Here is a 14,932-nt window from a genome sequence, read left to right on the forward strand (position 1 = left end):
TCAATCTCGATACACGGAGGGTGGGGGACCGGTCGTCGGTCCGAGAGTGGAGAGCCAGCGATCGTAAATGGCGTTCCACGTACCGTCAGTGCGGATGCGATCGAGGGTCCCGTTCACGAAACGCACCAGATCGGTGTTGGCGAGGTTGATACCGATTCCGTACGGTTCACTGCCCAATGGAGTTCCCACGATGTCGAGATACGGATCCTGAGTGGCGAGCCCGGCAAGGATCGTATCGTCCGTGCTGATTGCGTCCACCTGACCTTGTTGCAGGACTACGAGGCAGTCCGACCACATCGGGACGGTGACGACCGTTGCGGCTGGCTGAACTTGTTGCAGACGCATCAACGAGGTAGTTCCGCGTGCGGCACACACTCGTTTGCCGGCAAGGTCGTCGAGGCTGTGAATCGGCGAACCTTTCAGAACCTGTATCCGCTGGAGTGCTTCGAAATACTTACTCGAGAACTCGATTTTCTCGCGGCGCTCACAGTTGATGGTCAATGTTTTGACGACGATGTCCACGGTGGACTCCTGTAGCGCCGTAATTCGTTCGTCGGCCGTCAGGATCCGGTACTCGATCTTGTCGGGGTCGCCGAAGATGTCGCGGGCCACTTCACGGGCGATGTCGACGTCGAAGCCTTCGAGTTGTCCCGTTGCGGGATCTCGGAAGCTCATGAGATTGCTGCCGGTGTCGAGTCCGACGATCAGTCGGCCACGTTCGCGGATCGCGTCGACGCTGGGCGTCGGAGGCCGCGGATCGGCGTTTGCGGGTACCGGTCGAAGGCTGGCCGTGGGGTCGCCGCAATTGGGCGGGGTTGTGGGCGAGGGACTGGGCGCGATGGTCACCTCGGCCGGAAGTGGAGGTTCCGTGTACCCGTTTGTCGGCTGCGCAGTGACGTCCGGGGCGCGGTCGACGCCGCAGGAGGTGAGCAGAATTGCCACGGCGCACAATGCTGCGACCAGGGGGCGGTGCATCAGGGGACGGGGGCTCACTGGTACTCCCGCAATCTGGGCCAGAAACCGATACAGATGCCGGCGACGGCAACTGCGGCCAGTGCCATCACTCCCGGAGCCGAGGCCGAGAGGACGCGTGAAGCATGGGAGATGTCGGTGCGGAGGTTCTCGCGGGCGTCGACAATTGCCTGCCAGAGAGCATTGTCGAGCACTCCGTATTCGGCGGCGGAATCTTGTTCTCCGTCACCGACCGTGATGCCCGCCGCGCCGGTGAAATCGCCGACGGCGAGACTGTCGGTCATCCGCTGATGCGCTGACACCCACTGATCGCGCGCATCGAGTGCCGTGGCAAGTACGTCGGCGTCGACTTCGGAGCGTTCGTCACTCTGCAAGTTGCGAAGGATGGTGTCGACGTTGTTCACCTTCTCGATGAATACGGTGTTGTCGGCTTCGGTGGAATCGCGCCGAGCCAGACTCAGTGTTTCGACGGTCCGAGCCTGTTGCGCCATAATGCGCGCCCCGGTCAATTCATGCAACGGTCCGGCGCCGGCATCGAGTGCCCGGGCCGTGGTCGACGCCGAAATCAGCCCGACGGTGAGGACCCAGATCAGAGCCGCAGCCACGGACAGTGAGGCAAGGATCAACCCGAGATTGAACCGTCGTCGGCTGTGTTGTGCAAGCCGAATCTGCGTGGCGATCAACGCGGACAGTGCGAGCGCAAATGCTGCGACAGGCCACCAGGGTGGCCGTGCAAAGTCGTTCTGGACCCCGGTTACCTGTGATTCCTGGGCCGAGTGCAGCTGCTGAGCCATCGGAAGGAGCGACGTCTGCATCAGATGTGACGCTTCGCTGAGATAAGCGGCTCCCACCGGATTGCCCACCCGATTGTTGGCGCGGGCTGTTTCCACCAACCCGGTGTAGACGCTCAGATCGGCGGAGATGGTGGTGAGGGTGTTGTGGCCGACCTCGTCAGCACTGTCGAGTCCGGCTGCTGCGGTCACGATCTCAGCTGACGCTTCACCGATCGACTGGGTGTACCGGTTGCGGACCGCTGACGGCTCGATTCCTCCCCAGATGAAGGCGGTAGATGCCGCGGCGTCGGCCAGCGAGAGTGCGCTGTACAGGTTCTGTGCCGAGTTGGCGAGGGGTTCGGTTTCTTCCAGCACGTTGCCGAGGTGCGTTTGGCGGTTCCCGACGGTGGCGGCGGCCAACAATCCCGCAGCCAGGGTGAGGAGGATCAGGAGCACACCCAGCGATGTGAGGCGTCCGGGCGTCGACGCCATGAACTCACGAATTTCGTGTCGCAACACCGGTCGTGAGGTGCGGGGATCAGACGCGTCGACGTCGGGCGTCGGGCCGGTGGTTCGAGGCTCGAGGGACGGGGTCACTCGGTTGACCATCGAACACCTCTCTATCTCTGCGCTCACTGGTGAAGGACCGGCGAATTTCGGCGTCTTCGCGAGCATATAAGTATGGTCCACACCTGCGGCTGATTGAACCGGTTAGTGTGGGTCGAAGGCAGAGTTATCCGAGTAGGTAGGGCGAGGGCAGTCGATGCACGGTGACGGTGACGGTTGGTCGATCGGAGCGGACGGTACTCGGCATTGGGGGCGTCACGGCGCCGCCGGTTTGTTGTTGCGTGCCCCTGATCTAGACGGAACACCGATGGTGCTGCTTCAGCACCGCGCGGCGTGGAGTCATCAGGGCGGAACGTGGGCGTTGCCCGGTGGGGCACGCGATTCACACGAGAGCACTACCCATGCCGCTGTTCGTGAGGCCCATGAAGAAGCTGGAATCGACGAGGCTGCTGTCCGGGTGCGCGGTGAGGTCGTGACCATGCGCGCCGAGAGCGGCTGGACCTATACGACGGTGGTCGCCGACGTCGAACGTCCGCTGGACACGGTTGCGAATGGTGAGAGCACCGAGTTGCGGTGGGTGCGAGAGGAAGACGTCGATTTGTTGCCGCTGCATCCGGGCTTCCAGTCGGCCTGGCCTGCGCTGCGTACTACGGCCGTTTCACCGGAAGCGGGTGAAGGCGCTGGCTGCACTGTCTTGTTGCCGGACGGTGGGTTCGGCTGGGGCACCGGTGAGCAGAGGGTGTCACCGGCTTAGGAGTTCTCCGGGGGCACACTTGCCTGACACAGGCGAGGGTGCACTTGCGTGACACAGGCGAGGGCGCAATTGCCCGACACAGACAAGAAGGGTCGGACTCGTGGAGTCCGACCCTTTCCTGTGACAGTTCTGGCTGGGGAGCCAAAACGTTGCTCAGCTGAGCGCGCTGGCCGCCGTGATGAAGGAAATCGCGGTGACGCCGAGCTTGAAGAGATCGTTGAGGGTCTTGATGTCGAGGGGGTCGATCGAGCCGAGTGAGCCGGTGAAGGATTCGGATCCCATGGAAACTCCTTGGTAGATGGTTAGCTAGGAATAAGCTACATCAGGATGTTATTCGACCGTGACACGAATGACAATTCTGTGGCAAAAATCACATATTTGGACTATTTGGACCGTGAATCGGACAAATGAACGGTTGTTTCCTTGTAATTGGCTACAAGATGAACAGGTGGTAACGGTTTGAGAGCTGAAAGGTAACTAGATCGACATCATGTCGGAGAGTCGACGCGCAGCAGCCTGTGGATCGGCCGCGTCCGTGATTGCCCGAACAACAACGATCTTTCTCGCCCCAGCAGCCAGAACCTCGGAGACTCGCTCTTCGTCGATGCCGCCGATCGCGAACCACGGACGTGACGGGTTCGCGTCGGCAGTGGATCGAACCAGGTCCAGCCCGGCCGCGCTGCGATTCGGCTTGGTCGGTGTCGCCCACACCGGACCCGTACAGAAATAGTCGACGCCCTCTTCGATCGCGGCCAAGCTGGCTTGCGCGCGCGAGCTGGTGGAGCGGCCGATGATCACGTCGTCGCCGACAACGGTGCGCGCATAGGGGACGGGGATATCGTTCTGGCCGAGGTGCAAGACGTCGGCGCCGGAGGCCAAAGCCAGGTCAGCACGGTCGTTGACGGCCAGGAGTGCCCCGTGACGCTTCGCGGCAGCAGCAAGAATCCCCAGCGCTACCAGCTCGTCCTTGGCCTCGAGCGGGCCGAATTCGCGCTCGCCCGCGGAACCTTTGTCCCGAAGTTGAATGATGTCGACACCACCCGACAGGGCGGCCTCCGCGAACTGCGCGAGGTCGCCTTTGTCGCGACGCGCATCGGTGCACAGGTACAGCCGTGCTGCTGCCAGGCGTTCGCGCCGGTCGGTGACGTTACTGGGATGTGTGGGGTGCACGGAGCAAACGGTAGCCTCTAGGGAGCAAGGTTCGACACGGGAGTCCCGAAACTGCGCTGTCGCATTTGGTGCGACAGGCGAAGTTCGTGGGGTTGAGAGGGGATCGCGGTAGATCCCGACCGTCAGACCTGACCCGGATCATGCCGGCGCAGGAAGCGGAGGTGGAGTTACATGAGCACACAGACACGCTCGGTCGCGGTGGTCGGCGGGGGAGTCATCGGACTATCCATTGCCTGGCACGCGGCGCGCGACGGATGGGCAGTGCAGCTGTACGACCCCGCCGTCGGAACCGGCGCCTCCTGGGTAGCTGGTGGAATGCTGGCACCTTTGTCCGAAGGGTGGCCCGGAGAAGAGACAGCGCTGACTATCGGGGCGGCTTCGCTTGCACGGTGGCCGGAGTTCGGCGCGAGGCTCGAGAAGTTCGGACCGTCGGTGTTCACCGGCGACACTTCACTCACTGTCGCGTTGGACAGCGCCGACGCCCAGGACTTGAACACCATCGCCGAATGGGTAAGCGCACAAGGGCACGAACTCCAGGTCCTCAGCCGCAGCCAGATCCGCGAACTCGAACCCATGCTCGGCCGGGGAATCAGATCGGGACTCATGGCTGTCGGTGAATCCGCCGTCGACAACCGAGCACTGCTGACGGCATTGCAGGCGGCCTGTATCGCATCCGGCGTCGAACTCATCGAACGTGAAGTGCACGACCTTGCCGAACTCGACACAGATCAGATTGTCCTGACGGCGGGGATCGCCTCACCCAAGCTCTGGCCCGGACTGCCGGTTCGGCCGGTCAAAGGCGAAATTCTGCGTCTACGCGGTAGGCCCGGAGTGACGCCGGCGCCAAGCCGGACCATCCGCGGAAGCGTCCACGGGCGGCCCGCGTACCTGGTGCCCCGCGGCGACGGAATCGTGGTCGGCGCAACACAATACGAATCCGGCGACGACACGCAGGTGACGATGGCGGGCGTGCGCGATCTGATCAACGACGCCGAAGCGCTGATGCCGGCGATCGGTGAATACGAACTGTACGAATGTGCTGCAGGCTTGCGTCCCATGACGCCGGACAACCTGCCGTTGATCGGACGCGTATCCGAGCGTGTCGTCGTCTCCACCGGACACGGCCGCAACGGAATACTCCTGACGCCGGTCACGGCAGACGCAACACTCGCATTACTGAACGGCACATCTTTGGTCGAGGTAAAAGGAACCGAACCTCAACGGTTCGGAACCGGTAAGGAAATTTCATGAGTGAGCAGGTCCCGATCGGGATCACCGTCAACGGCGAAGATCTCGAGTTCGATCGAGCCGTCACGGTGACCGAACTTCTGACGCATCGAGGGTTGCCGAGCAAGGGAATCGCTGTCGCCGTCGATGGTGCGCTGTTCCCGCGTGGTCGCTGGGACGAATCCGTCGAGCGCGGTTGGGAAATCGAAATCCTCACGGCGGTGCAGGGTGGCTGAACAGGAACTTCTCACAATCGCCGGCCGAACCTTCGGTTCGCGGCTCATCACCGGCACGGGTGGCGCGGCCAACCTTGCGGTTCTCGAAGAAGCCTTGGTTGCTTCCGGTACCGAACTGACAACCGTTGCGATGCGGCGCGTTGATGCCGCCGGCGGTACCGGTGTTCTGGATCTTTTGCGCAAGCTCGGGATCGAACCGCTACCGAATACTGCCGGATGTCGCGGAGCGGCAGAAGCAGTGCTGACAGCGCAGTTGGCGCGTGAAGCGCTCGAGACCAACTGGGTGAAACTCGAAGTCATCGCCGACGAGCGCACGTTGCTCCCCGACGCGATCGAACTGGTCTCTGCCGCAGAGCAATTGGTGGACGACGGATTCATCGTGCTGCCGTACACCACGGATGATCCGGTGTTGGCTCGTAGGCTCGAAGACATCGGGTGTGCGGCCGTCATGCCCCTGGGCTCACCCATCGGCACCGGACTCGGTATCGCAAATCCCCACAACATCGAGATGATCGTCGAAGCTGCCGGTGTACCCGTCATTCTCGACGCCGGAATCGGAACGGCCAGCGACGCCACACTCGCGATGGAACTGGGTTGCGACGCCGTATTGCTGGCAACCGCCGTCACCCGCGCCAAGAATCCCGCGCTGATGGCGTCGGCGATGCGGCACGCGGTTGTGGCCGGCTTCGAGGCCCGACACGCTGGGCGTATCCCGAAACGGTTCTGGGCGCAGGCATCTTCCTGAGGGTTTTGTCAGGGTGGTCCCCAGGGTCGGTGTCGTACCTGGGTACCACTGCGGACTAGACCTGTGGACGATGCGCGGACGGCATCGGATCGGGCATAGTTCACCCCATGATTGAACTGAGGGGATTGACCAAGGTTTACGGTCCGACAAAAGCGGTGGACGATCTGACGTTCACCGTCCGTCCCGGCATCGTCACGGGGTTCCTCGGACCCAACGGTGCCGGCAAGTCCACCACGATGCGGATGATCCTGGGATTGGATCAGCCGACGTCGGGGCAGGCTCTGATCGACGGCAAGAAGTACCGCGATCTGAAGGATCCGCTGCGTACCGTCGGGGCTTTGCTCGATGCGAAGTGGGTTCATCCCAATCGCAGTGCCCGTGCGCACTTGCAGTGGATGGCAGCGTCGAACGGGATCCCGATGTCCCGCGTCGACGAGGTTCTCGCCCTGGTGGGACTGTCCGAGGTAGCGGGAAAGAAGGCCGGCGGATTCTCGCTCGGTATGTCTCAGCGACTCGGCCTGGCCGGTGCGTTGCTGGGTGACCCGAAGGTGCTGTTGTTCGACGAGCCGGTCAACGGTCTCGATCCGGAGGGCATCGTCTGGATCCGTAAGTTCATGCAGAGTTTGGCTGCCGAGGGACGTACGGTTCTGGTATCGAGCCACCTTCTGTCGGAAATGGCTTTGACCGCAGAACAATTGGTTGTCATCGGCCGTGGCCGGTTGATTTCGGATTCGACTGTCGCGGAGTTCGTGGACCGCTCGTCCGAGTCGACAGTGCGCGTGCGCAGTCCTCAGCTCGATGCGTTGCGCAGCGTGCTGACGTCGCAGGGTTTGACTGTGCGCGAAGACGGTTCGAGTGTTGTTCCGGCGTTGGTCGTTGTCGATTCCACCACCGAAATCGTGGGCAGCTTGGCCGGTGCACAGGGAATTGTGTTGCACGAGTTGGCTGCTCAGCGCGGATCGTTGGAGGAAGCGTTCATGAAGTTGACCGGTGACGATGTCCAATATCACGCGACCGTTGCCGACGGCGCTCAGAAGGTTATGGGAGGTGCACTGTAATGGCTGTTCTCAGTGCTGAACGAATCAAGATCACCACGACCAAATCGCCCCTGTGGTGCACGATCATCATCATCATCCTCGGCCTCGGATTTGCGGCCATCATGGGCACGGTGTCGAAGTCGGCTCTGAACTCGACGGAAATGCAGGGGCCGCCCGACCTCGACATCTCTCTCGCAACCGCCGGCATCTCGGGTTTCGGCATGATGGTTCTGATGATCATGGCCGCCCTCGCGATCACCAGTGAGTACCGTTTCGGGACCATCCGCACCACATTCCAAGCGGTTCCGAACCGGGCTTCCGTGCTCATTGCCAAAGCCGGTTTGATCGGTGTCTTCGGTGCTCTCCTGACCTTCGTCCTGTCGTTCGGCGCTTACGCAATGGCCAAGGTCCTCGCGGGACCGGACGCCGGCGCCGCACTGACCCTGTCGAGCGGTGACGACTGGCGTGCCATTTACGGCCTCGCGATCATCTCGTTCTTCAGTGTGGTTCTGTCGGTGGCAGTCGGAGCGATCATTCGCCAGTCGGCCGGCGCGATCGCCCTGCTCCTGCTGTGGCCCCTGCTCATCGAGAGCCTGTTCGGTCTGTTCGGCAGTGTCGGCGAAAAGATCACCCCGTTCCTGCCGTTCGTGAATGCGAACCACTTCATGAGTTCCGGATCGTCGAGTATCGACTTCCACTGGGGACCGTGGGGAAGCCTGCTCTACTTCGCAGCTTTCACTCTGGTGGTCTTCGGTGTCAGCGTTGTCCTGGTAAACAAGCGCGACGCCTGAGTCTGAAAAACAAGTTCGAGCCCGGTGCGAATTTCTTGCACCGGGCTCGAACTTGTTTCCGGTCGCTTCCTCGCGGCTATCCTCCGAGCATGAGACACCGCGCCGCGTTGACCATCGGTCTGACCGGGATCTTGATGCTCAGCGGATGCTCGTCCGGCGGCGCGCAGACTCCACCGATCGACCCAGCGGCGTTCTCGGAAGCCGTCACCGTCGACGCCGTGACCGGGCACCTCGAACAACTCGAGAAGATCGCGGCCACCAACAACGGAAACCGGGCCGCCGGCACGTCCGGATACGACGCCAGCGTCGATTATGTGGTCAACCTGCTCGAGGGAAAGGGTTTCGAGGTGGAGACCCCGGAGTTCGAATACACCTCGTTCGATCCCGGGTTGGAGTCACTGACACTTCCCGGTGGAGGCAGTATCGATGTCCGAGCGCTGACGTATTCCGCCTCGACCGGACCAACCGGGATTGCGTCGCGGGTAGTGAATATTCCGGCCGACGAGACCCCGGGTTGTGATCCCTCCGACTACGACGGACTCGATGTCGCCGGCGCTATCGTGCTTGTTGCTCGCGGAGTCTGCCAATTCGGAGAGAAGCAGAATGTGGCCGCGGATCGCGGTGCCGCTGCCCTGTTGATCGTCAACAACGAGGACGGCATGCTGGGGGGCGGGACTCTGGGAGATCCGGAAACTGCACGGATTCCGACGGCGGGTATCAGTAAATCCTCCGGCGACGCGCTGGCGGCGATCGCCGGCATCGTGAATCTGACTCTCGATACGTTCATGTCAACGGTCACCTCGCGCAACATCGTTGCGCAAACGTCCACCGGTTCCGCCGACAACGTCGTGGTGGTCGGAGCGCATCTCGACAGCGTTCCGGAAGGGCCCGGAATCAACGACAACGGAAGTGGCAGTGCTGCTGTCCTGGAAACTGCTCTGCAACTGGGTAGTTCACCGAATGTTGCCAACGCGGTACGGTTCACGTTCTGGGGCGCCGAGGAACTCGGACTTGTCGGATCGACCGACTACGTCGAGGGTCTCAGTGATCAGGAACGCGCAGCCATCGCGTTGTATCTGAACTTCGACATGATCGGCTCACCCAATCCCGGATACCTGGTTTACGACGGTGACAACTCCGACAACGTGGGCGAAGGTCCCGGTCCGGAAGGTTCGGCCGGTATCGAACGTACCTTCGCTGAATTTTTTTCCAGCCGAGGAATTGCAGCCGAGGGAACCGACTTCGACGGCCGGTCCGACTACGGACCGTTCATCGACGCCGGAATACCGGCCGGTGGTGTGTTCAGTGGTGCAGAAGAACGGAAAACCGTTGCGCAAGCACAGCAATGGGGAGGGGACGCCGAGGCGATGTTCGACCCGAACTATCACACCGCCCTCGATACGCTCGGCAATATCGATCGGGACGCCCTCGCCGTGAACTCCTCAGCAGTCGCGTTCGGAACGGCGACGTATGCGCAGAACAGTGCGAACTAGCGTCGAGTGATGTTCACTTTGCTGCAACGCGCTGCCTGTAACTCTGGGTTACTCTCGAGTAATGAGTGACCGAAACCCGAGTGAGGCCCCAGGCGAAGTGGTGAATACCGCTTCTCCCGGCGTCAGTTCGGTGATCGGAACGATGCTGGCCACGGCGTCGGATCTGAACGGGCATCAGCAGCTCATCGAGGCCTTACGACGGTTGCGGCGGGCGCTCCCGGGCGACCCGGGCTTCGGTGATCCACTCTCGTTGTCCGGCCCCGGCGGTGCACGGGCGGTCGCCCGCGTCGCAGACCGATTTCTCGATCACAAACCGGCCGCCACCCGGGAAGTGAGCTTGGGAGCCCTGCAGGTTTGGCAGGCCGCCCTCGAAAAGATGGGCCGCGGACGTGGCGATCAGGAATTGACCATCGTCTTCACAGACCTCGTCGGCTTCTCCACCTGGTCGCTCGAGGCGGGCGACGAAGCGACCCTCGTCCTTCTGCGAACCGTTGCGAAGGCCGTCGAAACCCCGATCGTCGAGAATTACGGTCAGGTCGTCAAACGAATGGGCGACGGGTTGATGGCAGTGTTCAACCGGCCCGATGCGGCTCTGGCTGCCGTGTTCGCAGCGCAGGACGCTCTTGCCGAGGTCAACCTCAACGGTTACCGGCCGCGCATGCGCGTCGGCCTGCACACCGGCACACCGCGGCAGATGGGCGACGACTGGCTAGGAGTGGACGTGACCATCGCCGCCCGGATGATGGGTCTGGGAGGCGACGGCAATGTCATGATGTCCGCCGCCACCCTCGAAGAACTCGAACCGGGAACTCTCGACGAACTGGATCTGGCGATCCGGCCGTGGCGCCGTGGGTTCTTTGCGACGACGCCCAACGGTGTTCCCCAGGATCTGGGGATCTGGCGAGTGTGGCGCGACTAGACCTGAAGTCTCCACAGCGGTGACACGGGGCCGTGTCCGGCTCCGAGATCGTAGGAAGCTTCGAGGCATTTGGTGACCCACTCCTTGCCGAAGGCGACGGCGTCGGGAACCGAATAGCCATGTGCCAGTGCACAAGTGATGGCTGCCGCGAGGGTGTCGCCGCCACCGTGATCGTTGCCGGTCTTGATGCGTGCGCTGCTGAATTCGAGGAAGGTGTCTCCGTCGAACAGCAAGTCGGTACTGGCTTCGGAGGTACGCAGATGTCCACCCTTGACGATTGACCACTGGGCGCCCAAGGCGTGAAGGGCTTCGGCTGCGCGGCGGGCTGTCGCGTCGTCGATCACTTCGATTCCTGTGATCAGGCGGATTTCGTCGAGGTTCGGTGTCACGACCGTTGCCGCCGGAATGAGGATGTTGCGGACGGCATCCAGTGCTTCCTCGTGGAGGAGTGGATCGCCGTGCATCGACGCGCAGACCGGGTCGACAACCAGGGGAATGGCCCGATCTCGCCCGATTCCGACCTCGGCGGCGACGGCGGCGACGGCTTCGATGATTGCCGTGGATGCCAGCATGCCGGTCTTGGCGGCGCCGATACCGATGTCGGATACGACGGTCCGAACCTGGTCGGCGACGATCTGCGGGGGGATCTCGTGGAATCCGCTCACACCCACCGAATTCTGCACGGTGACGGCCGCGACGGCGACGCAGGCGTGAACTCCGCACATTGCCATGGTCCGGGAGTCGGCTTGAATTCCTGCGCCTCCGCCGGAATCGGTTCCGGCAATGGTGAGGGCACGAATCGGAGTCTGTCCGGAGGGTGTCAGAGGCAGCAGTTTCACAGTGCTGAGCCTACCGATCAGGTCTCGCTCCGATTGCGGTCGTGTCTCTGTCGGTGCAAAAATTGGGTGAAGCCAGGACAGCGTCGTCGGTAACTGTTTCTATGAGTGGCATGGATCACAGTTTGAGTACCATTTGCAGCGCAGTGGAGGTTCCCGCCATGAACGACACCGTGCAGAACAACAGCACCGAGCAGGCGTCCGCCTTCACGCTGGTCGACAACGATTCACACGAACGGTTCGAACTGCTCGTGGGCGACGAACTCGTCGGCATCCTCGGTTACCGCGACGAAGACGAGATCATGGGTTGCGGCGCTGCCGCGGGTGACGTGGTTGCGTACATGCACACCGTCGTCAAGGAAGAATACGGCGGCCAGGGCATGGCCGGGGTACTGGTTCAGTTCGCGATGGACTGCGCCCGTGAACGTGAGTGGTCGGTGCGTCCCGTCTGCACCTACGTGCAGCGGTACCTCGGCGAGCATCCCGAATATTTGGATCTGCTCGCCGAGGACTGAGCTGCTTAAGCTCCGAGGGTGACGATCACGGGAGCGTGATCGCTGGCGCCCTTGCCTTTTCGCTCTTCTCGATCAATCTCAGCCGATTCGACTCGCGCTGCGAAGGCCGGCGAACCGAGAATGAAATCGATACGCATTCCCTGCTTCTTGGGGAAGCGGAGCTGCGTGTAGTCCCAGTACGTGTACACGCCGGGACCCGGTGTGTGGGGTCGGACGACGTCGGCGAAACCGGACGTGATGAATGCGTCGAACGCCGCACGTTCGGCCGGCGACGTGTGCGTCTTGCCTTCGAAGACGGCGGGATCCCAGATGTCCTCGTCGGTGGGCGCGACGTTCCAGTCGCCGACGAGAGCGATCTGCTGGTCCGGGTTCTTCTTCAGCCAGCCTTCGGCGTCGTCACGAAGTTTCGCGAGCCAATTCAACTTGTACTCGTAGTGCGGATCATCGAGTTCACGTCCGTTGGGGACGTACAGGCTCCACACCCGAACTCCGCCGCACGTCGCGCCGATAGCGCGAGCCTCGCGTATCTGCTCCGCCTCGGGGTCCTTGGTGAAGCCCGGCTGATCTTCGAAGCCGATCTGCACGTCTTCGAGGCCGACGCGTGACGCGATCGCGACGCCGTTCCACTGACTGAGTCCGACGTGGGCGACCTCGTAACCGATTTCCTTGAAACGCTCGAACGGAAACTGTGCGTCCTTGCACTTGGTTTCCTGCATTGCCAGGACATCGACGTCGGATCGTTCGAGCCAATCGATGATCCGGTCGGTACGGGCACGGACGGAGTTGACGTTCCAGGTAGCTATGCGCACGCGGCAAGCCTAGCGTCAGCCACCGACTTTTCTTCAGGCACCGACCGACGCTGTGGCGTACCGGTAGCGATGATGTTCGACGAAGCCGAGGGCGTGGGCCGTCGCAAGGGCGGCGACGTTGTTCTCCGGAACCGCGACATACGCGTGGGTCGCGCCCAGCGTGCGTCCCCACGCGATCAGATCCGTGCAGATCAGAGCGCCGATTCCGTGGCGGCGGTGCTGGCCGGCTACGTCGATGTCAGTCAGTCCGACCCAGCGACGGTTGTCCGGCGCATCGGTGACCGCCGCTCGCCCCGTTGCCAGAACCATCGTGTCGACGCTTCCGACAACCCCGTGGGCGACGGCGGCTATCGGATCAGATGTCACGTCGAGGGTGGTCGTCGGAGAACCCGGCGTCGGCGCCAGATTGTCGAGGTCCGCAGCGAACATGATGCCTTCGCCGCCGGAAAGCCAAGTGGGGGGAGCAGTTCCGAGGCGGTCGGGTAGCAGCAGTGTTGTCGGACGTCCTCGATCGGCGAACCAGGTGCGAATACTTGTGAGTGTCTCGACGGTTCTCGATGCGGTGTTACCAGGATCGCCGAGTGGAATCGCCGAGTCCGTGGAACCGGGGGAGTGCCCCACCCGCAGCAACCAGCCGTCGATTCGGGCCTGCTCGACGCCCCGCGAACCGGCGGCTGCGGCGACTTCGAGGTTGCGGATGTCACCGATTCGAATGGGGCGCGCAGCAAGCACTTTGAGCGCAATCACCTGATCGGCTGAAACAGTGACGACGCGCCCGTCGCTGCGGCGCACGGTGATCGGGTCGGTCGATTCGAGCACGCCGATCACATCCGTCATCGGATGCGAATAGCCGGGTGGGAGCTTGTATCGCAGCACCACCCGGCTACCGATCGAAATGGTCAATCTCTAGTCTTCGTACTCGTCGTCATCGTCGTGACCGAACGGGTCGTCGACGCTGCCCGGAGTCCAGGTCTGACCGGGCTTGCCCCAGCCGGACTGCTTGATGGCTTTCTTGGCGGCGCGCGCGTTTCGGCCGATCAGGACGTCGGTGTAGAGGAACCCGTCGAGGTGACCGACCTCATGCTGAAGCATGCGGGCAAAGAAGCCGGTGCCTTCGATTTCGATGGGATTGCCGTCGGCATCGGTGCCCGTGACCTTGGCCCAGTCGGCGCGGCCCGTCGGGAACTGCTCACCCGGGACGGAGAGGCAACCTTCGAAATCTTCCTCCGGATCTGGCATCGTCTGCGGAATTTCCGATGTTTCGAGCACCGGGTTGACGACAACTCCGCGTCGGCGGGTGTCGGTACGATCATCACCGGGGCAGTCGTAGACGAATATGCGAAGCGAAACACCGACCTGATTCGCTGCCAGGCCGACACCGTTAGCGACGTCCATCGTTTCGTACATGTCCGCAATCAGTTCGGCGATTTCCGCCGGAGATTGAGTGACAGGTTTGGTCGGCTCGTGCAGTACAGGGTCGCCGACGATTCGGATGGGGAGGATAGCCATGGGTACAAGGATAGTGCGGCGCGCCTTCGCGGTTTTCGCGGCCCGTCCTGTAGGTCATGGTTCAATGGTCGGTGAAGAACAACGGTGTGATTCGTTGGTCGACGGGCCCTTGCGGCCCAGGGGAAAAGTGGTTACCGGGGGGACTTGCTCGTCTCGCCGTCGGTTTGAACACCGAGCGTTGGAACACCAAGCGAGGACAGAAGTCGAGGAGTGACATGGACGGCGCAATTGCGCGTAGTCGGGACCAGTCCGAAGGCGCTGGAGTCGACAGTGCTGACACTGCAGCGGGGATTCACGAGATCGGCAACGACGGTCTGACCCGGCGGGAACACGACATCCTCTCCTTCGAGCGCCAATGGTGGAAGTACGCCGGCGCGAAGGAAGAGGCCATCAAGGAGTTGTTCGACATGTCGGCAACTCGGTATTACCAGGTCCTGAACGCGCTCGTTGATCGCCCCGAATCATTGGCAGCCGATCCGATGCTGGTCAAGCGTTTGCGCAGGCTCAGGGCCAGTCGGCAGAAGGCTCGGGCGGCTCGTCGACTCGGTTTCGACGTCACCTGAACCGTCTAACCTCGCA

General features: G+C 62.3%; 17 protein-coding genes, 1 pseudogene and 1 riboswitch. Of the genes and pseudogenes, 10 read left to right on the forward strand and 8 right to left on the reverse strand.

Translation table 11 applies throughout. From position 1 onward, the window contains the following. The gene (locus tag MTX36_RS02245; RefSeq protein ID WP_243618241.1) at nt 1–975 is read right to left on the reverse strand and encodes a glutamate ABC transporter substrate-binding protein; all 975 of its coding nucleotides are present in this window, start codon (nt 973–975) and stop codon (nt 1–3) included. 14 nt (nt 976–989) lie between these two features. After that, a complete protein-coding gene (locus MTX36_RS02250) occupies nt 990–2,354 on the reverse strand; it encodes a hypothetical protein (RefSeq protein ID WP_243618120.1) in 1,365 nt (454 codons plus the stop codon). A gap of 154 nt (nt 2,355–2,508) precedes the next feature. On the opposite strand from MTX36_RS02250, the pseudogene MTX36_RS02255 reads away from it, so the two are divergent. Next, nucleotides 2,509–2,964 (forward strand): annotated as a pseudogene (locus MTX36_RS02255) (NUDIX domain-containing protein); the annotation flags it as partial. Between the two features lie 255 nt (nt 2,965–3,219). Here MTX36_RS02255 and MTX36_RS29735 read toward each other — a convergent pair. Together MTX36_RS29735 and thiE are read right to left on the reverse strand one after the other, a co-directional pair. After that, nucleotides 3,220–3,348 (reverse strand): hypothetical protein, encoded by a 129-nt coding sequence (locus MTX36_RS29735; protein WP_279394079.1) that lies wholly within the window; start codon nt 3,346–3,348, stop codon nt 3,220–3,222. 195 nt (nt 3,349–3,543) lie between these two features. Further along, nucleotides 3,544–4,236 (reverse strand): thiamine phosphate synthase, encoded by a 693-nt coding sequence (thiE, locus tag MTX36_RS02260; protein WP_243618122.1) that lies wholly within the window; start codon nt 4,234–4,236, stop codon nt 3,544–3,546. Nucleotides 4,237–4,262: 26 nt separating this feature from the next. Then, a riboswitch (TPP riboswitch) is annotated at nt 4,263–4,408 on the forward strand. Between thiE and thiO the strand changes: the two genes are divergently transcribed. The 7 genes from thiO to MTX36_RS02295 all read left to right on the forward strand — a co-directional run bounded on the left by thiO (nt 4,408) and on the right by MTX36_RS02295 (nt 10,684). Next, complete coding sequence (thiO, locus tag MTX36_RS02265) at nt 4,408–5,487, forward strand: glycine oxidase ThiO (protein ID WP_243618123.1); 1,080 nt, start codon at nt 4,408–4,410, stop codon at nt 5,485–5,487. Its footprint overlaps the riboswitch before it by 1 nt. Then, nucleotides 5,484–5,699: a sulfur carrier protein ThiS gene (thiS, locus tag MTX36_RS02270; RefSeq protein WP_243618124.1), complete on the forward strand. Its 216-nt coding sequence runs from the start codon at nt 5,484–5,486 to the stop codon at nt 5,697–5,699. The genes thiO and thiS overlap by 4 nt, the downstream gene beginning before the upstream one ends. After that, nucleotides 5,692–6,444: a thiazole synthase gene (locus MTX36_RS02275; RefSeq protein ID WP_243618125.1), complete on the forward strand. Its 753-nt coding sequence runs from the start codon at nt 5,692–5,694 to the stop codon at nt 6,442–6,444. The genes thiS and MTX36_RS02275 overlap by 8 nt, the downstream gene beginning before the upstream one ends. Nucleotides 6,445–6,551: 107 nt before the next feature. Further along, entirely contained in the window at nt 6,552–7,502 is a 951-nt protein-coding gene (locus MTX36_RS02280; protein WP_094275357.1) for an ABC transporter ATP-binding protein, read from the forward strand. Further along, nucleotides 7,502–8,272: an ABC transporter permease gene (locus MTX36_RS02285; RefSeq protein WP_243618126.1), complete on the forward strand. Its 771-nt coding sequence runs from the start codon at nt 7,502–7,504 to the stop codon at nt 8,270–8,272. Before MTX36_RS02280 ends, MTX36_RS02285 begins: the two co-directional genes overlap by 1 nt. A gap of 89 nt (nt 8,273–8,361) precedes the next feature. After that, the gene (locus MTX36_RS02290) at nt 8,362–9,765 is read left to right on the forward strand and encodes a M28 family metallopeptidase (protein ID WP_243618127.1); all 1,404 of its coding nucleotides are present in this window, start codon (nt 8,362–8,364) and stop codon (nt 9,763–9,765) included. A gap of 142 nt (nt 9,766–9,907) precedes the next feature. Further along, nucleotides 9,908–10,684: an adenylate/guanylate cyclase domain-containing protein gene (locus tag MTX36_RS02295; protein ID WP_243618242.1), complete on the forward strand. Its 777-nt coding sequence runs from the start codon at nt 9,908–9,910 to the stop codon at nt 10,682–10,684. On the opposite strand, the gene thiD is transcribed toward MTX36_RS02295, so the two are convergent. Continuing rightward, nucleotides 10,681–11,523 carry a bifunctional hydroxymethylpyrimidine kinase/phosphomethylpyrimidine kinase gene (gene thiD / locus MTX36_RS02300; protein WP_094271609.1) on the reverse strand — a complete coding sequence of 281 codons (843 nt, stop codon included), beginning with the start codon at nt 11,521–11,523 and terminating at the stop codon, nt 10,681–10,683. The two genes, MTX36_RS02295 and thiD, sit on opposite strands and share 4 nt — an antisense overlap. A 158-nt stretch (nt 11,524–11,681) precedes the next feature. Here thiD and MTX36_RS02305 point away from each other — a divergent pair, with 158 nt between their 5' ends. After that, nucleotides 11,682–12,035: a GNAT family N-acetyltransferase gene (locus MTX36_RS02305; RefSeq protein WP_243618128.1), complete on the forward strand. Its 354-nt coding sequence runs from the start codon at nt 11,682–11,684 to the stop codon at nt 12,033–12,035. Between the two features lie 5 nt (nt 12,036–12,040). Here MTX36_RS02305 and MTX36_RS02310 read toward each other — a convergent pair whose 3' ends face one another. The 3 genes from MTX36_RS02310 to MTX36_RS02320 all read right to left on the reverse strand — a co-directional run bounded on the left by MTX36_RS02310 (nt 12,041) and on the right by MTX36_RS02320 (nt 14,353). After that, nucleotides 12,041–12,844 carry an exodeoxyribonuclease III gene (locus MTX36_RS02310; RefSeq protein WP_243618129.1) on the reverse strand — a complete coding sequence of 268 codons (804 nt, stop codon included), beginning with the start codon at nt 12,842–12,844 and terminating at the stop codon, nt 12,041–12,043. A gap of 33 nt (nt 12,845–12,877) precedes the next feature. Beyond that, nucleotides 12,878–13,681 (reverse strand): GNAT family N-acetyltransferase, encoded by an 804-nt coding sequence (locus MTX36_RS02315; protein WP_374230413.1) that lies wholly within the window; start codon nt 13,679–13,681, stop codon nt 12,878–12,880. 69 nt (nt 13,682–13,750) lie between these two features. Further along, nucleotides 13,751–14,353 (reverse strand): peptide deformylase, encoded by a 603-nt coding sequence (locus MTX36_RS02320; RefSeq protein WP_243618131.1) that lies wholly within the window; start codon nt 14,351–14,353, stop codon nt 13,751–13,753. 215 nt (nt 14,354–14,568) lie between these two features. Here MTX36_RS02320 and MTX36_RS02325 point away from each other — a divergent pair, with 215 nt between their 5' ends. After that, nucleotides 14,569–14,916, forward strand: coding sequence for a DUF3263 domain-containing protein (locus MTX36_RS02325; protein WP_243618132.1), 348 nt, complete (start codon nt 14,569–14,571; stop codon nt 14,914–14,916). Nucleotides 14,917–14,932: the final 16 nt, after the last annotated feature.

The organism is Rhodococcus sp. ARC_M6 (genome assembly GCF_022810305.1).
GTDB lineage: Bacteria > Actinomycetota > Actinomycetes > Mycobacteriales > Mycobacteriaceae > Rhodococcus_F.